Origin of the sequence: Blastococcus saxobsidens DD2, from assembly GCF_000284015.1 — a bacterium.
Lineage (GTDB): Bacteria > Actinomycetota > Actinomycetes > Mycobacteriales > Geodermatophilaceae > Blastococcus > Blastococcus saxobsidens_A.
Genome location: NC_016943.1, coordinates 2,213,943 through 2,237,033 on the forward strand (window position 1 = coordinate 2,213,943; position 23,091 = coordinate 2,237,033).

The 23,091-nt window shown below is 73.5% G+C and carries 23 protein-coding genes; 20 read left to right on the plus strand and 3 right to left on the minus strand.

Features of this window, described 5'->3' with window-relative positions:
- Positions 1 to 4: 4 nt before the first annotated feature.
- Both BLASA_RS10440 and BLASA_RS10445 read right to left on the minus strand, forming a co-directional pair.
- Positions 5 to 1,387 (minus strand): multicopper oxidase family protein, encoded by a 1,383-nt coding sequence (locus BLASA_RS10440; protein ID WP_014376096.1) that lies wholly within the window; start codon positions 1,385 to 1,387, stop codon positions 5 to 7.
- Positions 1,384 to 2,229, minus strand: a complete 846-nt coding sequence (locus tag BLASA_RS10445; protein ID WP_014376097.1) for a hypothetical protein — start codon at positions 2,227 to 2,229, stop codon at positions 1,384 to 1,386. Before BLASA_RS10445 ends, BLASA_RS10440 begins: the two co-directional genes overlap by 4 nt.
- Before the next feature lie 219 nt (positions 2,230 to 2,448).
- On the opposite strand from BLASA_RS10445, the gene BLASA_RS10450 reads away from it, so the two are divergent.
- The 20 genes from BLASA_RS10450 (at position 2,449) to BLASA_RS10545 (ending at position 22,000) form a co-directional block, all read left to right on the plus strand.
- A complete protein-coding gene (locus tag BLASA_RS10450) occupies positions 2,449 to 2,832 on the plus strand; it encodes an HNH endonuclease (RefSeq protein ID WP_014376098.1) in 384 nt (127 codons plus the stop codon).
- A 10-nt stretch (positions 2,833 to 2,842) separates the two neighbouring features.
- Positions 2,843 to 3,397, plus strand: coding sequence for an MOSC N-terminal beta barrel domain-containing protein (locus tag BLASA_RS10455; RefSeq protein ID WP_014376099.1), 555 nt, complete (start codon positions 2,843 to 2,845; stop codon positions 3,395 to 3,397).
- A gap of 9 nt (positions 3,398 to 3,406) precedes the next feature.
- Complete coding sequence (locus BLASA_RS10460; protein WP_014376100.1) at positions 3,407 to 4,579, plus strand: CapA family protein; 1,173 nt, start codon at positions 3,407 to 3,409, stop codon at positions 4,577 to 4,579.
- 61 nt (positions 4,580 to 4,640) lie between these two features.
- Entirely contained in the window at positions 4,641 to 6,668 is a 2,028-nt protein-coding gene (thrS, locus tag BLASA_RS10465; protein ID WP_041775716.1) for a threonine--tRNA ligase, read from the plus strand.
- A complete protein-coding gene (locus tag BLASA_RS10470) occupies positions 6,665 to 7,279 on the plus strand; it encodes an HIT family protein (RefSeq protein ID WP_014376102.1) in 615 nt (204 codons plus the stop codon). Before thrS ends, BLASA_RS10470 begins: the two co-directional genes overlap by 4 nt.
- Positions 7,280 to 7,897 (plus strand): phosphatidylinositol phosphate synthase, encoded by a 618-nt coding sequence (pgsA, locus tag BLASA_RS10475; RefSeq protein WP_014376103.1) that lies wholly within the window; start codon positions 7,280 to 7,282, stop codon positions 7,895 to 7,897.
- Complete coding sequence (locus tag BLASA_RS10480) at positions 7,894 to 8,832, plus strand: phosphatidylinositol mannoside acyltransferase (protein WP_014376104.1); 939 nt, start codon at positions 7,894 to 7,896, stop codon at positions 8,830 to 8,832. Before pgsA ends, BLASA_RS10480 begins: the two co-directional genes overlap by 4 nt.
- On the plus strand, positions 8,832 to 10,043 hold the full coding sequence (locus BLASA_RS10485) for a glycosyltransferase family 4 protein (RefSeq protein ID WP_014376105.1): 1,212 nt from the start codon (positions 8,832 to 8,834) through the stop codon (positions 10,041 to 10,043). Before BLASA_RS10480 ends, BLASA_RS10485 begins: the two co-directional genes overlap by 1 nt.
- 11 nt (positions 10,044 to 10,054) lie before the next feature.
- On the plus strand, positions 10,055 to 10,603 hold the full coding sequence (locus BLASA_RS10490) for a hypothetical protein (RefSeq protein WP_014376106.1): 549 nt from the start codon (positions 10,055 to 10,057) through the stop codon (positions 10,601 to 10,603).
- Positions 10,604 to 10,654: 51 nt separating this feature from the next.
- Positions 10,655 to 11,563, plus strand: a complete 909-nt coding sequence (gene pdxS / locus BLASA_RS10495) for a pyridoxal 5'-phosphate synthase lyase subunit PdxS (protein ID WP_014376107.1) — start codon at positions 10,655 to 10,657, stop codon at positions 11,561 to 11,563.
- Positions 11,560 to 12,252, plus strand: a complete 693-nt coding sequence (gene pdxT / locus BLASA_RS10500; RefSeq protein WP_014376108.1) for a pyridoxal 5'-phosphate synthase glutaminase subunit PdxT — start codon at positions 11,560 to 11,562, stop codon at positions 12,250 to 12,252. The genes pdxS and pdxT overlap by 4 nt, the downstream gene beginning before the upstream one ends.
- The gene (locus tag BLASA_RS10505; protein WP_014376109.1) at positions 12,249 to 13,007 is read left to right on the plus strand and encodes a YebC/PmpR family DNA-binding transcriptional regulator; all 759 of its coding nucleotides are present in this window, start codon (positions 12,249 to 12,251) and stop codon (positions 13,005 to 13,007) included. The genes pdxT and BLASA_RS10505 overlap by 4 nt, the downstream gene beginning before the upstream one ends.
- 79 nt (positions 13,008 to 13,086) lie before the next feature.
- Positions 13,087 to 13,656: a crossover junction endodeoxyribonuclease RuvC gene (ruvC, locus tag BLASA_RS10510; protein WP_014376110.1), complete on the plus strand. Its 570-nt coding sequence runs from the start codon at positions 13,087 to 13,089 to the stop codon at positions 13,654 to 13,656.
- Positions 13,657 to 13,720: 64 nt separating this feature from the next.
- Complete coding sequence (ruvA, locus tag BLASA_RS10515; RefSeq protein ID WP_014376111.1) at positions 13,721 to 14,353, plus strand: Holliday junction branch migration protein RuvA; 633 nt, start codon at positions 13,721 to 13,723, stop codon at positions 14,351 to 14,353.
- Positions 14,354 to 14,397: 44 nt separating this feature from the next.
- Entirely contained in the window at positions 14,398 to 15,474 is a 1,077-nt protein-coding gene (gene ruvB, locus BLASA_RS10520; RefSeq protein ID WP_085972538.1) for a Holliday junction branch migration DNA helicase RuvB, read from the plus strand.
- Between the two features lie 149 nt (positions 15,475 to 15,623).
- On the plus strand, positions 15,624 to 15,935 hold the full coding sequence (gene yajC, locus BLASA_RS10525; RefSeq protein WP_014376113.1) for a preprotein translocase subunit YajC: 312 nt from the start codon (positions 15,624 to 15,626) through the stop codon (positions 15,933 to 15,935).
- 14 nt (positions 15,936 to 15,949) lie between these two features.
- Positions 15,950 to 17,536: a protein translocase subunit SecD gene (gene secD, locus BLASA_RS10530; RefSeq protein ID WP_014376114.1), complete on the plus strand. Its 1,587-nt coding sequence runs from the start codon at positions 15,950 to 15,952 to the stop codon at positions 17,534 to 17,536.
- On the plus strand, positions 17,533 to 18,867 hold the full coding sequence (secF, locus tag BLASA_RS10535) for a protein translocase subunit SecF (protein ID WP_014376115.1): 1,335 nt from the start codon (positions 17,533 to 17,535) through the stop codon (positions 18,865 to 18,867). The genes secD and secF overlap by 4 nt, the downstream gene beginning before the upstream one ends.
- Positions 18,864 to 19,451: an adenine phosphoribosyltransferase gene (locus tag BLASA_RS10540; RefSeq protein WP_014376116.1), complete on the plus strand. Its 588-nt coding sequence runs from the start codon at positions 18,864 to 18,866 to the stop codon at positions 19,449 to 19,451. The genes secF and BLASA_RS10540 overlap by 4 nt, the downstream gene beginning before the upstream one ends.
- Before the next feature lie 95 nt (positions 19,452 to 19,546).
- Entirely contained in the window at positions 19,547 to 22,000 is a 2,454-nt protein-coding gene (locus tag BLASA_RS10545; RefSeq protein ID WP_014376117.1) for a RelA/SpoT family protein, read from the plus strand.
- A 171-nt stretch (positions 22,001 to 22,171) separates the two neighbouring features.
- On the opposite strand, the gene BLASA_RS10550 is transcribed toward BLASA_RS10545, so the two are convergent.
- A complete protein-coding gene (locus tag BLASA_RS10550; protein ID WP_014376118.1) occupies positions 22,172 to 23,026 on the minus strand; it encodes a peptidylprolyl isomerase in 855 nt (284 codons plus the stop codon).
- Positions 23,027 to 23,091: the final 65 nt, after the last annotated feature.

Here is a 23,091-nt window from a genome sequence, read left to right on the forward strand (position 1 = left end):
GGCGTCAGCGGCCGTAGTCGACGAGTCGGACCATGCCGTCCTCCATGTGGTGGTGGTTGTGGCAGTGGAAGAGCCACCGACCCGGATTGGTCGCCAGGAAGTCGATGCTGACCTCCCCACCGCGCGAGGGCACCGCGACGGTGTCCTTGACCGGGCCGCGTCCGCTGGGCGTGCGCACCTGGAAGTGATGACCGTGCAGGTGCATCGGATGCCACTTGGCGCCGGTGTTCCGCAGGTTCAACCGCACCCATTCGCCGTCGGCGACCGGGAGCGGATCGGCGTCGGGGTAGCTCTGGCCGTTGATCTCGGTGCCCTCCAGCGTCAGGTCGAAGACCCGGTCCGGGCTCCCGGTCGGGACCGGCAGGGGCTCGGTCGCCAGGAGCTCGTCGTACCCGGCCAGCCGGCCGTCGAGCTCGGCGGGCCTGCTCTCGGCCGGCGGCGTGGCGGACGCCGGGCTCCCGGTGTAGCGGAGCACCGCCCGCCCCTGACCCGGCCGGCCCTCGGGCTGCACGCCGATCTGCCACGTCCCGCCGCGCTGCCGGAGGTCGACCAGGACGTCGTAGCGCTCACCCATGCCGAGGCGCAGGGCGTCCACGGTCACCGGCTCCACCGGCATGCCGTCGGTGTGCGTGATGGTGAGGGGATGGCCGGCGATGGCGAACCGGAAGCCGGTGTCCGCGGCGACGTTCATCACCCGGAGGCGCAGCCGGTCACCCGGCCGCCCCTCCACCACCGCCGGATCCTCCGGCGGCCGGCCGTTGACCAGGAGGAAGGGGTACCGGCGGCCGCCGAAGGAGACCACCTCCCGGGCATCGGGCACCGCCGGCGTGCCCGGTTCCCCACCGGCGTGGCCGCGGTGCTCGTCGACGCCGTCGGCCCAGTCGTCGAGCATCAGGGTGTGCTCGCGGTCGTAGGCCAGCGGCTCGTCCCGGGGTTCCACGACCAGCGGCCCGTAGAGCCCGCGATCGAGTTGCATGCCGACGTGCGCGTGGTACATGAACGAGCCCGGCACCGGCGTCCGGAACTCGTACAGGAACTCGCCGCCCGGTGCGATCGGCCGTTGCGTGACGCCCGGGACGCCGTCCATCGCGTTGGGCGGGGCCAGCCCGTGCCAGTGCACCGTCGTGTCGTCGGGCAGCCCGTTCTGCACGCGCACCCGCAGCAGCTCCCCGGCCCGGAGCCGGATCTCCGGGCCGGGGACCGTGCCGTACCCCCAGGTGCGGGCCCCGGTGCCCGCCAGGTCCAGGGTCATGGGGCCGGGCCGCAGGGGGAGTGCCGGCGGGCCGGATGCCGCGGGGGCGCCGCATCCGGTGATCGCGGCCAGCCCGGCCACCGCCGACCCGGCCAGGAAGCTCCGGCGGGTCAGCGGCAGCTGCGGGCGGGTCACTCGACCTCGAACTCCGCCAGCATCCCCAGGGCCACGTGCGGCGGGCCGCTGCCCTCGGTGTCGTGCGTCGTGCCCTGGGGGACGAAGCAGGCGGCGGCGTAGCGCCCGGGTTCCATCTTCAGGAACACGGTGTCGGACCCGCCGGGGTGGGCGAAGGCGGCGCCGGTGAACTGGATCATCGACTCCGATTCCTCCGGCGGCAGGGCGGCGATCTCCTCCACCGGCATGGACACGTCGTCGTTGATCCGGACGATGCCGATCTCGTGCAGCTCCTGGCCCTCGTTGTGGAACGTCACCGACACCGTTCCGGCCGGCACCGTGTCGGGGATGCCCTCGTACTCGTAGTCCACCCCGGTGGCCTCGATGCGCTCGTAGTCGCACTCGGCGAGCATGTACTCGTCGATGGCATCGTCGGCCGCCATGTACTCGTCGCTGTCGAGCGCCGACATGTCACCGGCCAGCGCCTCCCGCACCGCGGCGACCGCGGTGCGGACGTCCTCCTCGACCTCCGACGGGGCGGTTCCCTCCGCGTGCGCCAGCAACGGCTCCACCTCGGCGCCGAACTCCTCCAGCGCCGCCTGCGCCTGCTCCGGCGGCATGGTCTCGTCGATCGGTGGTGCGCCGGCGAACGAGGCCTCTACGTCCACCGATGCCGCGCAGAACTCCGCCGGATCAGCGACGGCGGCCTCGGACGTCGCCGTCGCCTCGGACGTCGCCGTGGCCTGGGCGTCGCCCGCGGTCTCGACCGGGCCGTCGTCGGACCCGCAGGCGCTCACCGCGGCGGCGAGCACCAGCGCCGCACCCCCCGCCGACCAGCGGCGGAGCCTCCTCGTCGTGCCCATCGGTCATCCCAGCCTCTCTGGTCGGTGGACGGCGGCCGGCGCGGTTGCCGATCGCGTCGGACGGTGCAGAGTTGCGAGGTCGGGCGTTCTGTGGTGGGGGTCGGAGCGCGGCGCGCGGGAACGGCTGGGCCGGTGCCGCGATCCCTCACGATCCGTCTCCCCGGGAGTCCGCTGGGTGCGCACGAGCGCGCGGCGGGCCTCCGGGAGCACCATGGAGGGGTGAGCGCGCAGCCCGACCGAGCGGCCCGGCTGCAGCTCGTCCTCGACCGGGACGGGCCCAGCTGCGTGTGGTGCGGGCGGGCCTTCACCCCGCAGGTGCGGCCGACCACCGAGCACGTCGTGCCGCGGGTCAAGGGCGGGCCGTCGTGGCTGGAGAACGAGGTCGCTGCCTGCGGTCGCTGCAACGGGGAGCGCGGGCACCGGACGCCGGTGGAGTGGCTGGAGGAGTGCCGTCGGCGGGGCTGGCCCGCGGACGGACACCGCCTCGAGCGGGTGCTCACCGCGCTGGGCGAGGCGATCGCCCGCACCGGTGGCCAGCGCCGGGCCCGGCCCTACCTGGACGCGCAGCTGCGCCGGCTGCGCCGCCTCGGAGCCGCCGCCTAGGGTCGGGGCCGTGACGACGACCGGCCGGGTGGCGAGGATCTGGATCTACCCCGTGAAGTCCCTCGGGGGCACCGCCCGCGACCGCGTGCACCTGGCGCCGGCGGGGCCGGAGGGGGACCGGGCGTACACCGTCGTCGACGCCGCCAGTGGGGAGGTGGTGCGCGGCAGGCACGCTCCCGGCCTGGCCGAGGTGACGCCCAGCGGGGATCCGGACGCCGACGGGCACACGGTGGCCGAGGTGCTCGGCCGGCCGGTCCGCGTCGAGCCCGCATCCGGGGGATCGGGCGCCGACGTCGCCGCGGTGCACCTGGTGTCCCGGCAGGCGATCGACCGGGCCGCGGTCGGCGACGTCCCCGAGGGCTGCTCGGCCGACGATCCGCGCGCCAACGTCCTGCTCGAGCTGCCCGGCGACAACGAGCGGAGCTGGGTGGGCCGCACGGTGCGGATCGGGTCGGCGGAACTGCACGTCACCCGCACCCCGAAGCACTGCCTCGGCGTGTACGCCGAGGTCCGGCAGCCCGGCGACATCGCCGTGGGCGATCCGGTGAGCCTGCTCGGCGACTAGCCTCCGGGCGTGCCGAAGATCCGCCGCACGGACGTCGTGCTGGTGCTGCTGCCCTTGATGGCCTCCTGCTCGACGCAGGCCGACGGTGAGCAGGTGCCCCCGGCTGCAGCCGCTTCGGCGGCGCCGGGCACCTCCGCCGCTGCCACGTCCACCAGCCCACCGCGACCGCCATCGCCACCGCCACCGCCACCGCCGGAGACGGTCACCCTGGTGGCCACCGGGGACGTCCTGATCCATCAGGACGGCGCGCTCACCGCCGGCGCGGCCGTGGAGGGCGGTGGCTACGATTTCGAGGACGTCTTCGCGCCGGTCGCCCCGCTGATCCAGGCGGCCGACCTGGCCATCTGTCACCTGGAGGCCCCGGTCGCCCCGCCGGGTGGTCCGTTCCGGGGCTACCCGCGATTCGTCGCCCAGCCGCAGATCGTGGAGGCGCTGGCCGGGGCCGGGTACGACGTGTGCTCCACGGCGTCCAACCATTCGCTCGACGACGGTTTCGACGGCTTGACCCGGACCCTCGACGTCCTCGAGGCGGCCGGTGTGGCGCACACCGGCACCCACCGCAGCGAGCAGGACAGTCTCGAGCCCACGATCGTCGATGCCGGTGGGGTCCATGTCGGGCACGTGGCGGGGACGTTCAGCCTGAACGGGATCCCGCTGCCGGACGGGCGGCCGTGGGCGGTCGACGTGGTCGAGGTGCCGGACGTCGAGCCGATGCTCGCCGCGGCCGCCCGGGCCCGCGCCGCCGGGGCGGAGATCGTGGTGGCGAGCCTGCACTGCTGCGCGGAGTACGACCACGACCCCACCCGGGCGCAGGAGCAGGCCGCACGGACGCTGCTGGCCTCACCGGACGTCGACCTCGTCCTGGGGCACCACGCGCACGTCGTGCAGCCCTTCGAGGAGTTCGACGGCGAGTGGATCGCGTACGGGCTGGGCAACCACCTGGCCGAGCAAGCGACCCTGGGCTACGCCACCGAGGAATCGGTGATGGCGCGGTTCACGTTCACCCGCGAGTCCGATGGCGGGTTCACGGTTTCCGTGGCCGAGGCTGTTCCGCTGCTCATCGACCGTCGTGCTGACGGGCTGCGGATCGTGCCCGCCGACCCGGTGACCTTCGATCTCGTCGCTGGGGTGCTCGACCGGCGAGGGGCGACCGCGGATGGGCTTGCCGTCGTTCCCGAGTGAGGTCGGGCCGCGCACTAGGCTCGGTGTCCTCGCCCACCCGCCGATCCTCTGGAGCGTCTCCGTGTCGACCCCGCCCTCGCCAACCGCCGTCGGCCCGATCCGGGTGCCGGCCGGGACGACGGCGCAGCAGGCGCTCAAGGACGCCGGCGTGCCGCTGAAGGGCCCCGATGGCGCGGTGGTCGTCCGTGACCTGGCGACCGGCGACCTCAAGGACCTCGCCTGGGCGCCGGACGCCGACGCCGAGGTCGACCCGGTGCCGGCCGCCAGCGCCGACGGCCGCGCGGTCATCCGGCACTCCACCGCCCACGTGCTCGCCCAGGCGGTGCAGGACCTCTTCCCGGGCACCCGGCTGGGCATCGGCCCGCCGGTCGAGAACGGTTTCTACTACGATTTCGACCCCGAGCGCCCGTTCACCCCCGAGGACCTCACGGCCCTCGAGAAGCGGATGCAGGAGATCGTCAGAGCCGGCCAGCACTTCTCCCGCCGCGAGATCAGCGACGCCGACGCCCAGGGCGAGCTCGCGCACGAGCCCTACAAGCTCGAGCTCATCGGTCTCAAGGGCGGTGCGGGGGAGGCAGCCGAGGGCGCCGACGTGGAGGTCGGCGGTGCGCAGCTGACCATGTACGACAACCTCGACGCCCGCGCCGGCGACCGGGTGTGGACCGACCTGTGCCGCGGGCCCCACCTGCCGCGCACCAGCAGCATCCCGGCGTTCTCGCTCACCCGCAGCGCCGCCGCGTACTGGCGGGGCAGCGAGAAGAACCCGCAGCTGCAGCGCGTCTACGGCACCGCCTGGGAGAGCAAGGACGCGCACAAGGCCTACCTCGAGCACCTGGCCGAGGCCGAGCGCCGCGACCACCGCCGGCTCGGCGTCGAGCTGGATCTCTTCAGCTTCCCCGACGAGATCGGCTCCGGCCTGCCCGTATTCCACCCCAAGGGCGGGGTGATCAAGCGGGAGATGGAGGACTACGTCCGGCGCCGGCACCTCGAGGAGGGCTTCGACTACGTCGGCACCCCGCACATCAGCAAGAGCGGGCTGTTCGAGACCTCCGGGCACCTCCCGTACTACGAGGAGACCATGTTCCCGGGCATGGACCTGGACAACGCGAAGTACTACCTCAAGGCCATGAACTGCCCGATGCACAACCTGATCTTCCGGTCGCGGGGGCGGTCCTACCGCGAGCTCCCGCTGCGGTTCTTCGAGTTCGGGTCGGTCTACCGGTACGAGCAGTCCGGCGTGGTGCACGGCCTGACCCGGGTGCGCGGCTTCGCCCAGGACGACTCGCACAGCTACGTCACCCCCGAGCAGGCGCCGGGGGAGATCCGGCACCTGCTGCACTTCGTGCTCGGGCTGCTGCGCGACTTCGGCCTCGACGACTACTACCTGGAGCTGTCCACCCGCGACGACTCCGACAAGTTCATCGGCTCCGACGCGGAGTGGACGGTCGCCACCGCCGTCCTCGAGGAGGCGGCGAAGGAGACCGGCCTGGAACTGGTGCCGGATCCGGGCGGCGCGGCGTACTACGGCCCGAAGATCTCCGTCCAGGCCCGGGACGCCATCGGCCGCACCTGGCAGATGTCCACGATCCAGTACGACTTCAACCAGCCGGCCCGCTTCGGCCTGGAGTACACCGCGGCCGACGGCGGGCGCGCGCAGCCGGTGATGATCCACTCGGCGAAGTTCGGGTCGATCGAGCGGTTCTTCGGCGTCCTCACCGAGCACTACGCCGGCGCCTTCCCGGCCTGGCTGGCCCCCGTGCAGGTGGTGGGCATCCCGGTCACCGACGAGCAGGTGCCCTACCTGCGCGACATCGGCCTGCGGCTGCGCGAGCGCGGGCTGCGCTTCGACCTCGACGACTCCGATGACCGGATGCAGAAGAAGATCCGGACGGCGAGCAAGCAGAAGGTGCCGTTCGTGCTCATCGCCGGGGCCACCGACGCCGAGGCGGGCGCGGTCTCTTTCCGCTACCGCGACGGCGGCCAGCGCAACGGCATCCCGGTCGACCAGGCGGTCGCGGAGATCGCGGCCTGGGTCGCCGCGCGCAGCAACGCCGACCCGACCGCCGAGAACGCCACGGTCCGCCGATGAGCGCCCCGGGAAGGGGAGGCGACGGCACCGAGCCGTACCGGGTGGCCGTGTCCTCCGACGACGGCGGCCCGACCGCGGTGTTCGAGCACCTGTGGACCCCGTACCGGATGGCCTACATCCGCGGCGAGGGCAAGCCCACCGGCGCCCACGACTGCCCGTTCTGCGTCATCCCCACCCTCGGTGACGAGGACGGGCTGGTGGTGGCCCGCGGGACGACGGTCTTCGCCGTCCTCAACCTGTACCCGTACAACGCCGGCCACCTGATGCTGGTCCCGTACCGGCACGTGCCCGACTACACCGACCTCACCATCGAGGAGGTCGCCGAGCTCGGGGCCTTCACTCAGACGGCGATGCGCACCATCCGCACGGTCGCCGGCGCGCACGGGTTCAACATCGGCATGAACCAGGGCTCGGTGGCCGGCGCGGGCATCGCCGACCACCTGCACCAGCACGCCGTCCCGCGGTGGGGCGGGGACACCAACTTCATGCCGGTCGTGGGCCTGACCCGCGTGCTGCCGCAGGTGCTGCGCGAGACCCGCGACCTGCTCGCGGCCGCCTGGTCCGACCACGCCGGGTCCTCCGCCCACCCCACCACCCCGACGGAGATCTGAGTGCTCGGCGTCAACGCCCGCCCGGTGGTGGCCAAGGTGGTGAACCCGCTGGCCGTCCGCCTGGCCCGCGCCGGGGTCACGCCGGACATGGTCACGGTCACGGGCACCGTCGGCGCCGTCGCCGCGTCCGTGGGCCTGATCGCCACCGGTCACCTGTTCTGGGGCGCGTTCGCCGTCACGGTCTTCGTGCTGCTGGACATGCTCGACGGCGCGCTGGCCCGGCTGCGCGGTGGCGGATCGGTGTTCGGTGCGGTCCTGGACTCCACCGGTGACCGGGCCGCGGACGCCGCCATCTTCGGCGCGCTCGTCTGGTGGTACTCCGGTGCCGGCGACAACCGCCTGCTGGTGCTGCTGGCACTGCTGTGCCTGGTGCTCGGCGTGCTCACCTCCTACATCAAGGCCCGCGCCGAGGGCATGGGGCTGTCCTGCGACGTCGGGGTGGTGGAGCGCACCGAGCGGCTGATCCTGGTCCTCGTCGGCACCGGTTTCACGGGCCTCGGCATCCCGTATGCCGTGGACGTGGCGCTGTGGGTGCTGCTCGTCGGGAGTGCTGTCACCGTGGGGCAGCGCGTGCTGGCGGTGAAGCGCGCCGCTGCGGGCCGGGGGATCGGGTCGTGAGCGGCTCCCGCCAGGACCTGCAGGCGCGGCTGCCCGACGCCGGTTACGCGGCCGGCTGGCGGGCGGTGCGGATGCTGCCCGAACCGGTCGCGCGCCGCCTGTTCGAGCGGGCCGGTGACTGGGCCACCCATCGCGAGGGCACCGGGGTCCGGCAGCTGCGGGCCAACCTGCGGATCGTCACCGGCGGGCGGCTGGGCGAACCCGAGCTGGACGACCTCACCCGCCGCGCGATGCGCTCCTACGCGCGCTACTGGCAGGAGGCCTTCCGGCTACCCACGCTCGGGATCGAGCGGATCCGGCGGGACACGGAGGTTCCCGGTGCGGAGCTCATCCGACGGGCACGCAGTGCGGGCCGCGGCGTGGTGCTGGCCCTGCCGCACAGCGGCAACTGGGATTCCGCCGGTGCCTGGCTCACCGATTGGCTCGGCGGCCCGTTCCTCACCGTGGCCGAGCGGCTGCAGCCCGAATCGCTCTACCGGCGCTTCCTGGAGTACCGCGAATCCCTCGGCATGCGGGTCGTCCCGCTGACCGGCGGGCCGCGGCCGAGCTCGGAGGTGGTCCGTCAGTGGCTCGCCGACGGCGGGGTGGCGTGCCTGCTGGTCGACCGGAACCTCGGTGGCGGTGGCGTGCCCGTCACCTTCTTCGGCCGTCCCGCACTGATGCCGAGCGGGGCCGCCCTGCTGGCGGCTCGTACCGGTGCCGCCCTGCTGCCCGCGGTCGGCCGGTTCGACGGCGCCGGTTGGCGGGTGCAGGTCCACCCGGAGGTGCCCGTGGCCGACAGGTCCCGCACCGGGGCGACCGTCGCCATGCAGGGCGTCGCCGACGCGTTCACCGCCGGCATCGCCGAGCGGCCCGAGGACTGGCACATGCTGGGCCGCATCTGGCCCGACGTGCCGCCCGACCCGCCGCGGCGGGGCCGGGGAGTGACCGCCTGATGCGCATCGGCCTGGTCTGCCCGTACCGGTGGGACGTCCCCGGCGGCGTCCAGTACCACGTCCGCGACCTCGCCGAGACGCTGCGATCCATGGGTCACCACGTCGAGATCCTCACGCCGGCCGAGCGGGAGGAGTCGCTCACCGACCCCTGCATCACCTTCGCCGGCCGCACCGTCCCGGTGCCCTACAACGGCTCGATGGCCGGACTCCAGTTCGGCCCGGTGTCAGCCGCCCGGGTGCGGCGCTGGCTGCGTGACGGGCGGTTCGACGTCGTCCACGTGCACGAGCCGGCCACGCCGTCGGTGTCGCTGCTGGTCTGCATGATCGCCACCGGGCCGATCGTGGCGACCTTCCATGCGGCGACGACCCGGTCGAAGTGGCTCGCCGCTGTCGGCCCCATGGCGCGGCCGTGGCTGGAGAAGATCAGCGGCCGGATCGCCGTCTCGGACTTCGCCCGGCGGGTGCAGGTCGAGCACCTCGGCGGCGACGCGGTCATCCTGCCCAACGGGGTGCACGTGCCGTTCTTCGCCGATGGGCCGGGCCTGCCCGGTCATGGCGGCGCCGGCCACCCGCCGACGATCGGCTTCCTCGGCAGGTACGACGAGCCGCGCAAGGGGCTGCCCGTCCTGCTCCGCGCCCTGCGCTCCGTGGTCGAGGAGCACCCGGACGTGCGGTTGCTCGTCGCCGGCCGGGGCGACGCCGGCGAGCTGTGGCGGCTGGTGGGGGAGGAGCTGCGTCCCTCCGTCACGCTGCTCGGTGAGATCTCCGAGGCGGACAAGGCCGCGCTCCTCCGCTCGGTCGACGTCTACTGCGCGCCCAATCTGCTCGGCGAGTCGTTCGGCGTGATCCTCATCGAGGCGATGGCCGCGGGGGCGCCGATCGTCGCCAGCGACCTGGACGCGTTCGGGCGGGTGCTGGACGACGGCGCGGCCGGTGTGCTCGTGCCCCGTGGGGACGCCGCCGCCCTCGGCCGGGCCCTGTGCGACCTGCTCGCCGACCCGGAGCGCCGCGAGGCGCTCGCCGCCCGGGGGGCGGAGGTGGCCGCGCGCTACGACTGGCAGGTCCTCACCCGGCGCATCCTCGCCGTCTACGAGACCGTGCTGCCCCCGGGGGGCGGAGTGGTGACGGCGGCCCCCGAGGACGACTTCCCGGCGGTGCCGCCGACGGGCACCGCGGCGCGACCTCCCCGCATCCGGCGGGTCCGCCGCTAGCCTCGACCCCCGTGACGTCCCTGGACTGGTTGCTGCTCGCTGCAGGGATGCTCGTCGTGCTCGCCGTCTGGGCCGGCTGGACCCTCACCCGGCTGCGGCGGCTCCGGGTGAGGGTCGACCGCGCATGGGCGACGCTGGACGCCCAGCTCCAGCGGCGCGCCGGCCTGGCCGAGGAGCTGGCGCGGCACCATCCGGCCGCGCTCGGCGATGCGGCGGCGGGGGCGCTGGCCGCCGCGGTCGCGCAGGCGCGCGCGGCCGGTCCCGGCGACCGCGAACTGGCGGAGAACGCGCTCGGCCGCATCCTGCGCGAGCTGCCGCCCGAGCTGCCGGGAGTGCCGACGGCGCTGCGCACCGACCTCGCCGGAACCCAGACGCGGGTGGCGCTGGCCCGCCGGTTCTACAACGACGCCGTCCGCGACACCCGGCAGCTGCGCGGACGTCGGTTCCCGCGTTGGACGGGCCTGCACCGGTCCCGGCCGCTGCCGCGCTACTTCGACATCGACGACCGGGTGGCCGCTGTGACCAAGGACGCCGACCCGGCGGGCCGCCGGGCGGGCTGACCCCCGTAACGTCGTGCGTCACTCGACTCGTCTACGCGAAGGCGGACACCCGTGGCAGCGAACTCCGACCAGGCGAAGCCCGCCACCGGCACCGACCGCGTGAAGCGCGGCATGGCCGAGCAGCTCAAGGGCGGCGTCATCATGGACGTCGTCACCCCCGAGCAGGCGAGGATCGCGGAGGACGCCGGCGCGGTCGCCGTCATGGCGCTGGAGCGGGTGCCCGCGGACATCCGGGCGCAGGGCGGCATCGCGCGCATGAGCGACCCCGACATGGTCCAGGGGATCATCGACGCGGTCTCCATCCCCGTGATGGCCAAGGCCCGCATCGGCCACTTCGTCGAGGCTCAGGTGCTGCAGTCGCTCGGCGTCGACTACATCGACGAGTCCGAGGTGCTCAGCCCCGCCGACGAGGCCCACCACATCGACAAGCACGCGTTCACGGTGCCGTTCGTCTGCGGCGCCACCGACCTCGGCGAGGCCCTGCGGCGCATCGCCGAAGGGGCGGCGATGATCCGCTCCAAGGGGGAGGCGGGCACCGGCAACGTCGTGGAGGCCACCCGGCACATGCGGGCGCTGCGCGCCGGCATCAAGCGGCTGGGCACCCTGGACGAGACCGAGCTCTTCGTCGCGGCCAAGGAGCTGCGCGCCCCCCACGACCTGGTGGTCGAGGTGGCCCGGCTCGGTGCGCTGCCGGTCGTGCTCTTCACCGCCGGCGGCATCGCCACCCCGGCGGACGCGGCGATGATGATGCAGCTCGGCGCCCAGGGCGTGTTCGTGGGCTCCGGCATCTTCAAGTCCGGCGACCCGGCCCAGCGCGCGGCGGCCATCGTGCAGGCGACGACCTTCTTCGACGACCCCGACGTGATCGCCAAGGTGTCCCGCGGCCTGGGCGAGGCCATGGTCGGCATCAACGTCTCGACGCTGCCCGAGAGCGAGCGGTACGCCACCCGCGGGTGGTGACCGGGCGGGTGGGGGACGGCACGGTCGGCGTCCCTGTCGTCGGGGTGCTCGCCCTCCAGGGCGACGTCCGCGAGCATGTGTCCGCGCTGCGCGCCGAAGGCGCCGACGCCCGTCCCGTCCGGCGTCCGGAGGAACTGGCCGACGTCGACGGGATCGTGCTGCCCGGTGGTGAGTCGACCACCATGGCCAAGCTCGCCGCCCGCTCCGGGCTCCTCGAGCCGCTGCGCGAGGCGCTGCGGGCGGGCCTGCCGGCCTACGGCACGTGCGCCGGCATGATCCTGCTGGCCGACCGCCTGGTCGACGCCCCGCCCGGGCAGCCGACGGTGGGAGGCCTGGACATCACGGTGCGCCGCAACGCCTTCGGCCGGCAGGTGGACTCGTTCGAGTCGGGGGTCGAGCTGGCGGGCGTCGACGGTGGCCCGTTGCAGGCGGTCTTCATCCGGGCGCCGTGGGTCGAGGAGGCCGGACCCGGGGTCGAGGTCCTCGGCCGGGTCGTCGGCGGTGCGGCCGACGGTAGGATCGTCGCGGTCCGCCAGGGGAACGTGGTGGCCACCAGCTTCCACCCCGAACTGACCGGGGACCGCCGGGTGCACGCGCTGTTCGTCGACGTCGTGCGTCGACATCTGGCCGAGCAGGCCGGCAGCGTTCAGAGCGAGCACGCCGGGGACGAGAGGGGATATACGCCGTGAGCGGCCATTCCAAGTGGGCGACGACCAAGCACAAGAAGGCCGGGATCGACGCCAAGCGCGGCAAGCTCTTCGCCAAGCTGATCAAGAACATCGAGGTCGCGGCCCGCACCGGCGGCGGCGACCCGGCCGGCAACCCGACGCTCTTCGACGCCATCCAGAAGGCCAAGAAGAGCTCGGTGCCCAACGACAACATCGACCGGGCGGTCAAGCGCGGCGCCGGGCTCGAGGCCGGCGGCGTCGACTACCAGGGCATCACCTACGAGGGCTATGCCGCGGGTGGTGTCGCCGTCCTCGTCGAGTGCCTCACCGACAACAAGAACCGGTCGGCCATGGAGGTCCGCACCGCCATGACGCGCAACGGCGGCTCGATGGCGGACCCGGGCTCGGTCTCCTACCTCTTCTCCCGCAAGGGCGTCGTCGTGGTGCCGGCCGCCGGCCACACCGAGGACGACGTGCTGATGGCCGTGCTCGATGCCGGCGCCGAGGAGGTCCGGGACCTGGGGGACACCTTCGAGGTGGTCAGCGAGCCCGGCGACATGGTGGCGGTGCGGACCGCCCTGCAGGAGGCCGGCATCGAGTACGACTCGGCCGACATGGGTTTCCTGCCCAGCGTGCAGGTGGAGCTGGACGCCGACGGCGCGGCCAAGGTGTTCAAGCTGATCGACGCCCTCGAGGACCTCGACGACGTGCAGAACGTCTACGCGAACTACGACGTGTCCGACGAGGTCATGGAGCAGGTCACCGCCGACGCCTGACGGCGTGTTGCGGTGCCCGCGCGTCGGCGCTGCCGGTTAGCCTCGGTCGAACACCAGTTCGGCTGACGGGAGAGTGACCATGCGGGTGCTCGGTATCGACCCGGGCCTCACCCGATGCGGGTGGGGAGTGGTCGACGGTCGTCCCGGCGCGCGGCCGACGGCGGTGGGCGTGGGCGTCGTCCGCACCATGCCGGAGCTCGACGTCGAGCTGCGGCTGCTGGAGCTGCACACCGCGGTCACCGCGCTGCTGCGCGAGCACCGCCCCGACGTCGTGGCCATCGAGCGGGTGTTCACCCAGAACAACCGGGGCACCGCCACCGGCACCGCCCAGGCCGCGGGGGTCGCCGCCCTCGCCGCGGCCCAGGCCGACCGGCCGGTCGCCTGGCACACCCCCAGCGAGGTCAAGGCAGCCATCTCCGGCAACGGCCGCGCGGACAAGGAGCAGGTCACGCTCATGGTCACCCGGGTCCTCGGTCTCGCCGCCGCGCCCAAGCCGGCCGACGCCGCCGATGCGCTGGCACTGGCGGTCTGCCACGCCTGGCGCGGGCCCGCGCAGCAGCGGCTGCGCAGCGCCGCGATCGCCGGCGGCCTCGGGGCCCCCGTCGTGCAGCGGACGCTGCCGCGCTGGCAGGGGGTGGCGGCCCGATGACCACCCTGGTGTCAGGCGTGCCCCTACGCGGCCGCAACCGGCAAGGGTGCACGGAGGTGGCCCCGTGATCGCCAGTGTGAGTGGCCGGGTCGCCGCGGTCAGCCCGGACGGCGCGGTGGTCGAGGTCGGGGGGATCGGCCTCGCGGTGCAGTGCACCCCCGGCACGATCGCCCGGCTGCGGGTGGGCGAGGCTGCCCGGCTGGCCACCAGCCTCGTGGTGCGGGAGGACTCGCTCACCCTCTACGGCTTCGCCGACGACGACGAGCGCCAGCTGTTCGAACTGCTGCAGACGGCGAACGGCGTGGGCCCGCGGCTGGCCCAGGCCGTCCTGGCCATCCACCCGCCGCGGGAGGTCCGCCGCGCCGTCTCGACGGCCGACGTCAAGGCGCTCATGCAGGTGTCCGGCATCGGGAAGAAGGGCGCCGAGCGGCTGATCCTGGAGCTGCGCGACCGGCTCGGGTCCACCAGCACCGACACCACGCTGGACGCGCCCGCCGGGCTGTCGCAGGTGACGCCGGTCGCCCCGTGGCGGGACCAGCTCTCCTCCGCCCTGGCGGGTCTCGGGTGGTCGGCCAAGGAAGCGGAGGGCGCAGTGGCCGAGCTCGCCCCGGTGGCCGACGCGCAGATCGCCGCCACCGGCGGTGTCGAGGTGGCCGTCCTGCTGCGGCAGGCGCTCCAGCTGCTGGGCAGGTCATGAGCGCGCCGTTCGACCGGTCCCTGACCGGCGAGCTCGCCGATGACCTGGCGCCGGAGTGGTCGGTCTCGCCGCAGGCCGGTGACGAGGAGCGGGTGGTCGAATCGGCCCTCCGACCGCACTCGCTGGACGACTTCATCGGCCAGCCCAAGGTGGCCCGTCAGCTCGCGCTGGTGCTCGAGGGGGCCAAGCGGCGGGGCCGCACCCCCGACCACGTCCTGCTCTCCGGCCCGCCGGGGCTCGGCAAGACGAGCCTGGCGCTGATCATCGGCTCGGAGCTGGGCACCTCGGTGAAGATCACCAGCGGTCCGGCCATCGAGCGGTCGGGCGACCTGGCGGCGATGCTGTCCAACCTCGCACCCGGTGACGTGCTGTTCATCGACGAGATCCACCGCATCGCCCGCCCGGCCGAGGAACTGCTCTACATGGCGATGGAGGACTTCCGGGTCGACGTCGTCGTCGGGAAGGGCCCGGGGGCGACGGCGATCCCGCTGGAGATCAACCCGTTCACGCTCGTCGGTGCCACCACCCGCGCCGGGCTGCTCACCGGCCCGCTGCGCGACCGGTTCGGCTTCGTCGGGCAGATGGAGTTCTACGAGCCGGCCGACCTGCAGCGGGTGCTCGCCCGCAGCGCGGCCCTCCTCGGGGTGGAGCTGACCGACGAGGGGTCTGTCGAGATCGCCGGGCGGTCCCGCGGCACCCCGCGGATCGCCAACCGGCTGCTGCGGCGGGTGCGCGACTACGCCGAGGTGGAGGCCGACGGCCGGGTCACCCGGGCGGTGGCCGAGGCGGCGCTGGCGCTCTACGACGTCGACCACCTGGGCCTGGACCGGCTGGACCGGGCGGTGCTCGAGGCGCTGGTCGGAAAGTTCGGCGGCGGTCCGGTCGGCGTCGCCACCCTCGCCGTCGCGGTGGGGGAGGAGCCGCACACCGTCGAGGAGGTGTGCGAGCCGTTCCTCGTGCGCGCCGGGCTCCTGGCCCGGACGCCCCGCGGCCGGGTGGCCACCGAGGCGGCGTGGCAGCACCTGGGCCGCCCGGTGCCGCGGGGCGGCGTCCCCCTCGGTCGGGTCACAGCAGACCCACCGGTCCCGGGGTCGTCGTCACAAGCTCTGTTCGACGCCTAGACTCCTGACCGCTGGCGCGCAACTCGCAGGCCGGGCCGTGCGCGTCCCGCCTGGTGGCCGCGCGTGCCGGCACCGACGTACCCGAGCGGTCCCGTCCCGGACCGAACCCCACCGCGGAGCACCAGACGCGGAAGAGAGGCACACCTGTCGTGGAGTACTTCCCGCTGATCATGCTGGCCGTGCTGGCCGTCGTCCTCTTCGTGCTGCCCGCCCGGCAGCGCAAGAAGGTGCAGGCGCAGACCGCCGCCATGCAGGCCTCCCTCGAGATCGGCACGCCGGTCATGACGACGAGCGGTCTGCACGCGACGGTCGCCGGGCTGGCCGAGAAGACGATCGACCTGGAGATCGCTCCCGGCGTCGTCGTGACCTTCGCCCGCCAGGCGATCCTCGAGATCCGCCGCCCGGCCGACGCGGCGACGGCGGTCGACGACCCCTCGCGCCCGGCCGACGGCACCGTCTGAGCCGGAGGACCTCGGTGGCCAACCGCTCGCTCCCCGCGGGGCGCTACTTCGGCGCCTTCGCGCTGATCCTCGCCCTGCTCTACGGGCTCGTCTTCTTCACCGGAGACACCCGCACCCCACAGCTCGGACTCGACCTGCGGGGTGGCACGACGGTGACCCTCACCGCACGGACGCCCGACGGTGCGGCGCCGGCCCCCGAGGACCTCGAGCTGGCCCGCCGCATCATCGAGCAGCGGGTCAACGGCCTCGGCGTCGCCGAGGCCGAGGTGGTCACCGAAGGTGACTCCAACATCGTCATCTCCGTCCCCGGCGACGACGGCGAGCAGGCCCGGGAACTGGGTGCCACCGCCCAACTGCGTCTCCGGCCGGTGGTCCAGGGTCCCGCCCCGGCCGCGCCGGCCGAGGAGCCGGCCGAGGGCGAGGAGCCGGCCGAGGGCGAGGAGCCCACGGACACCGACGGGCCCGTGGAGGATCCGGCGCTGCCCGACGAGAACGCCCCCGTGGTCACCCAGGAAGAGGCCGCCGCGGCCTTCGCCTCCCTGACCTGCGCGGCGGAGAACATCACCGGCGACGTCGCCCGGCCGGACTCCTTCGTGGCGGCGTGCAGCACCGACGGCACCGTCAAGTACCTGCTCGGTCCCACGCTCATCGAGGGCACCGAGATCGATGACGCCGGCGCCGCCACCGACCCCACCGACGGCAGCTGGGTGGTCCTGCTGGACTTCCGGTCCGAAGGGCGCGCGACCTGGGCGGCCTACACCGCCGCGAACATCGGCTCCAACGTCGCCTTCACCCTGGACGGCCGGGTCATCTCCGCGCCGACCATCCAGGCCGCCATCAACGGTCAGACCACCATCTCGGGTGACTTCGACCAGGAGTCGGCCACCGAGCTGGCCAACCAGCTGCGCTACGGCGCGCTGCCGCTGTCCTTCACCCAGGCGACGGCGCAGTCGATCTCCACCGAGCTGGGCGAGGAGCAGCTGCAGGCCGGCCTGATCGCCGGTGCCCTCGGCATCGCCCTGGTCTTCGTGTACGCGCTGATCTACTACCGGCTGCTGGGGCTGGTGATGATCGCCAGCCTCGCGCTGTCGGCGGTGGTCGTGTACGCCTGCCTGATCATCCTGGGCCGGGAGATCGGGTTCACGCTGAGCCTCGCCGGCATCGCCGGGTTCATCGTCTCCATCGGCATCACCGCCGACTCCTTCGTCGTCTACTTCGAACGACTCAAAGACGAGATCCGCGAAGGCCGCTCGCTGCGGTCGGCCGTTCCGCGGGCCTGGGTCCGCGCGCGGCGCACGATCCTGTCCGCCGACGCGGTCAGCTTCCTGGCGGCGGCGATCCTGTACGTGCTGGCGATCGGCGACGTGAAGGGCTTCGCCTTCACCCTCGGCATGTCGACCGTGCTCGACCTGATCGTCGTCTTCCTCTTCACCCACCCGCTCATGGCCGTGCTGTCCCGGGTCAAGGGCTTCGGCAGGAACCGGTTCTCCGGGCTGGGGCGCGTCGAGCACACCCGCCGCCCCGCGGGGGCGCCGGACCGCGGCCGGGAACTCGTCGGCGCCACCAGCGGCAACGGCCGCCAGGACAGGAGCACCTCATGACCCGCCCGACCGACTCCGAGGACCTGGCGCCGGAGCAGGGCGGCACCGGCGAGGAGGCGCTGGCCGACGTCGGGTTGCTGGACGACCCGGGTGACGACGGCGCGCCCGCGGACCCGGCTCGGGCCGGTGGCCGCCGCGCCGGGCTGGCGCACCGCCTCTACAACGGCGAGGCCGGTCTCGACGTCGTGGGCCGCAGCCGCCTGATCTACAAGGTCACCGCGGTCGTGGTGCTGCTCTGCATCGCCTCGATGGTGTTCCGCGGGTTCAACTTCGGGATCGACTTCGAGGGCGGGAGCAGTTTCCGGTTGCCCGGCACCGAGGCGCAGCTCGAGGAGGCCCGCACGGCGGCGGAGGACGCCGGCGCCGAGGTCGCCACCGCCCAGGTGGTCGGTGGCAACACGCTGCTGCTGCGTACCGAGCAGCTCGACAACGACGCCGAGCGCGTCGTGGTGAACGCGCTCGCCGAGGCGGCAGGCATCGCGCCGGACGACGTGAGCCCCGAGTCGGTGAGCGCCGAGTGGGGTGGCGACATCACCCAGCAGGCGCTCGTGGCGCTGGCCGTCTTCCTCGTCGCCGTCGTGCTGTTCCTGGCGGTGCGCTTCCAGCCGAAGATGGCGGTCGGCGCCATGGCGGCGTTGGTGCACGACATCGTGGTCACCGCCGGCGTCTACTCGCTGATCGGCTTCGAGGTCACCCCGTCGACGGTGATCGGCTTCCTCACCATCCTGGGGTTCTCCCTCTACGACACCGTGGTGGTGTTCGACAAGGTCGACGAGAACGTCCGCGACCTGGAGGACAGCGCCCGCATGACGTGGGGTGAGGCAGCCAACCTCGCGGTGAACCAGACGCTGATGCGGTCGATCAACACCTCGGTGATCGCGCTGCTGCCGGTGGCCGGGCTGCTGTTCGTCGGCGCGGGCATCCTCGGGGTCGGCACGCTCAAGGACCTCGCGCTGGTGCTCTTCGTCGGCCTGGCCGCCGGCACCTACTCGTCGATCTTCCTGGCCACGCCGATCGTCGCCGACCTCAAGGAACGCGAGCCCGCCCAGGAGGCGTTGCGCCGCCGGGTGCAGGCCCGCCGGTCGTCGGCCGCGCGCGCCGGCGGTGGGTCGGCACCGGCCGGCCCGGTGGCCAGCGCCCGCCGGCGCCGTCCGGCCGGTGGGGTGGCTCTGGCCGACCTGCCGGAGAGCGTGGCCGCCGACGTGGTCGTCGAGTCCCCGGACACCGTGCGGCCGGAGCCGGTGCGGGGCGCCACCGCCGCACCCCGCCCGGGCGCCCGTCCGAACCGGCCCGTCGGCCGGACCGGGCCCGCCGGCAAGCGGCGCCGGTGACCGGCATCCCGGCCCGGCAACCGATCGACGAGCTCATCGCCGGCCTCACGGTCGACGTCCCCGACCATCCCGAGCCCGGCATCGTGTTCCGGGACCTCACCCCGGTCTTCGCCGACGGGCCGGCCTTCCGCCGGGTGGTCGACGGCCTCGCCGCGCCGGCGCACTCGGATCCGCGGGCCGCGGCGCTGGCCGACGCCCGAGCGGGGGAGCGGGCGTTCGACGTCGTCGCCGGTGTGGAGGCCCGAGGCTTCCTCCTCGCCGCTGCGGTCGCCCTGGACGCCGGGGTGGGCGTGGTGCCGGTGCGCAAGGCCGGGAAGCTGCCGCGCGAGCGCATCGCCGCCGATTACGCGCTGGAGTACGGCATCGCGACGCTGGAGCTGCACACCGACTCCGTCCGTCCCGGCCAGCGGGTGCTGGTCGTCGACGACGTGCTGGCCACCGGCGGCACCCTCACGGCGGCGATCGCGCTCGTGGAACAGCTGGGCGGGGTGGTCGCGGCCGTGGCCGTGGTCGTCGAGCTGGCCGCCCTCGGTGGTCGGGAGCGGCTGGCGCCGCACACCGTGCACGCCCTCTGGACCACCTGACCGAGGGAGGCCGACCGGCCGGCGGGGCGCCGGGTGGCGCACCTGGCGGCTAGCATGGGGAGGGTTCTTCCCTCCTCGAGCCCGCAGGAGTCGCCGTGGCCTCCGATGTAGCCGCAGACGCGGCTCCCGCGCGGCCTGGCACGGTCACCGGGCCGCCGGGAACCGACGACGGTCCACCGGGTGACGCCCCGGTGCGCAGCCCGCTGCCCGAGCGCCCCGTGGTGCGCCGGCCCGACGACGTCGCCGCCGAACCGCTCGACCCCGAGTCCGGCGCGCCGCGGCGCCGGGTGCGCGACCGCCTGGCCCGGCGGATCGTCGCGGGGCAGCGCAGCGGGCTGGTCCGGCCGGTTCTCGAACCGCTGGCAGCGCTGCACCGGCAGAGCCACCCGAAGGCCGATCTGGTGCTGCTGCAGCGGGCCTACGACGTCGCCGAGACGGCGCACGCCGCGCAGAAGCGCAAGAGCGGCGACCCGTACATCACCCACCCGCTCGCCGTCGCCACGATCCTCGCCGGGCTCGGCATGGACACGACCACGCTGATCGCGGCCCTGCTGCACGACACGGTGGAGGACACCGGCGTCACCCTGGAGACGATCACCACCGACTTCGGCTCGGAGGTCGCCCACCTCGTCGACGGCGTCACCAAGATCGACAAGGTGAAGCTGGGCGACGCCGCCCAGGCCGAGACGATCCGCAAGATGATCGTGGCGATGTCCCGCGACCCGCGGGTGCTGGTCATCAAGCTGGCCGACCGGCTGCACAACATGCGCACGCTGCGCTTCCTCCCGCCGGAGAAGCAGGAGAGGAAGGCGCGCGAGACGCTGGAGATCCTCGCTCCGCTGGCCCACCGGCTCGGGATGAACACGATCAAGTGGGAGCTGGAGGACCTCGCGTTCGCCACGCTGTACCCCAAGCGGTACGACGAGATCGTGCGGCTGGTCGCCGAGCGCGCACCCTCGCGCGACACCTACCTGGCCGAGGTCACCACCACCGTCAACGACCAGCTGAAGGCGGCCAAGATCGAGGCGGTCGTCACCGGCCGGCCGAAGCACTACTACTCGATCTACCAGAAGATGATCGTCCGCGGCCGCGACTTCACCGACATCTGGGACCTGGTGGGCATCCGGATCCTGGTCGACTCGGTGCGGGACTGCTACGCGGCGCTGGGGATCATGCACGCGCACTGGCAGCCGGTCCCCGGCCGCTTCAAGGACTTCGTCGCCATGCCGAAGTTCAACATGTACCAGTCGCTGCACACCACGGTGATCGGTCCGCAGGGCAAGCCGGTCGAGCTGCAGATCCGTACGCACGACATGCACCGCACCGCCGAGTACGGCATCGCGGCGCACTGGAAGTACAAGGAGAAGGCGCGGGCCGGCGGCAAGCCGAGCGCCGGGGAGTTCGGAGCGCCGCCCAAGGCAGGCACCCCCGACGACATGCTCTGGCTGCGGCAGCTGCTGGACTGGCAGCGCGAGGCCCAGGAACCCGGCGAGTTCCTGGAGACGCTGCGGTACGACCTGGGTCCGCAGGAGGTGTTCGTCTTCACGCCGAAGGGCGACGTCGTCAGCCTCCCCGGTGAGTCGACGCCGGTGGACTTCGCCTTCGCGGTGCACACGGAGGTCGGATACCGCTGCATCGGGGCGCGGGTGAACGGCTCGCTGGTGTCCCTGGACAGCAAGCTGAGCAACGGTGACGTCGTCGAGATCTTCACCTCCCGGTCGCCCAACGCCGGCCCGTCGCAGGACTGGCTGTCGTTCGTCGGCTCGTCCCGGGCGCGTACCAAGATCCGGCAGTGGTTCACCAAGGAGCGTCGCGAGGACGCCGTCGACGCGGGCAAGGAAGCGCTGACCCGCGCGATGCGCAAGGCCGGCCTGCCGCTGCAGCGGCTCCTCGGTGGGGAGGCGCTGTCCACCCTCGCCAAGGATCTGCACTTCGCCGACGTCACCGCCCTCTACGCGGCGGTGGGGGAGAGCCAGCTCTCGGCCGCCTCCGTGGTGGAGAAGCTCATGGCGGCCCTCGGTGGGAGCGAGGGCGCGGCCGAGGACATCGCCGAGACCGCGATCCCCACCCGGCGCCCGGTGGCGCGGCGCTCGGCCAGCGGTGATCCGGGCGTCATCGTCCACGGCATGACCGACGTCTGGGCCAAGCTGGCGAAGTGCTGCACGCCGGTTCCCGGCGACGACATCCTCGGCTTCGTGACCCGCGGCGGCGGGGTCAGCGTGCACCGCACCGACTGCACGAACGCCGCCGACCTGCAGCGCAAGCCCGAACGTCTGGTCGAGGTCGGGTGGGCGTCGTCGCCGGGCTCGGTGTTCCTGGTCGCCATCCAGGTGGAGGCGCTCGACCGGCACCGGCTGCTCTCCGACGTCACCAAGGCGCTCGCCGACGAGCGGGTCAACATCCTGTCGGCGTCGGTGCAGACCAGTCGCGACCGCGTGGCCATCAGCCGGTTCACCTTCGAGCTGGCCGATCCGGCGCACCTCGGCGCGGTGCTGCAGACGGTGCGCAACGTCGACGGCGTCTTCGACGTGGAGCGCGTCACCGCGTGACGACAGTCGCGGGCCCTGGGCGGCGCACGCCCTCCCGCATCACCCCCTGACGATCAGGTCACCTGGTCATCAGGGCTCCTGGCTCACGTCCGGTGGTGAGCCAGGACCCCTGCAGGTGAGCCAGGAGGGGCGGCGGCCCGCGCGGCGACGGGGCGGGAAGGGCGTCGCCGGTCAGCCGACGACGGCCATGTCCTCGATCGTCACCGGGATGTTCGGGGCGCCGTCACCGGGGCCTTCGGCGCCCTGGACCCCGCCCGCGGCGACCTCGTCCAGGACCGCGAGGCCGGCCTCGTCCACGGTCCCGACGACGGTGTACTCGGGCGGCAGCTCGGTGTCGACGAAGGTCAGGAAGAACTGGCCGCCGGTGCTGTTGGGGGCCGCCGTCTTCGCCATGGCGATCGTGCCCCGCGGGTAGGTGGTGTCCGGGGTGACCTCCTCGGCGTACTTGTAGGTGGGGCCACCCGAACCGGTGCCGGTCGGGTCGCCGCACTGCAGCACGCCGAAGGTCTCGGAGTCGACCAGCCGGTGGCAGGAGGTGCCGTCGTAGAAGCCCTGCTCGGTGAGGTAGGTGAAGCTGGCCGCCGCGCAGGGCGCCGTCGCCCGGTCCAGGGTGAGCGTCAGGTCGCCCTGGTTCGTGCTCATCAGCAGGGCGGCGGTGCCCTGGGTCGGGGTGGCCTCGGGGTTCGGCGGGGTGCCGACGTCGGTCAGGTTCGGGTTCCCCGACTCGTCGGGCAGGTACTCGCAGGTGACGGTCCCGTCGGCGTTGGTGGTCCGCGCCGCCGGCGAGCTGGTCGCCGGCGTCTCCGCCGTCGGCGTGGTGGTACCGGCGGCCTGGTCGTCGCCGCCGTCGTCCCCACCGAGGACGCCGGTGATCAGCAGTGCGGCTCCCGCCACGACGACGACGGCGAGCGCGGTGAGGAGGATGCCCAGGTTGCGTCGCCGCTTCTTGGCCAGCTCGGCGCGGCGCTCCAGCTGACGCTGCAGGTGGCGCTGCGCGGCTTCGCGACGCTGCTTGTTCGTGGGCACGGGGGGCGGACTCCTCGGGCGGGCGGCGGTGGCGGCCGGACAGGGACGCGGGCGTGCCGCGTCCG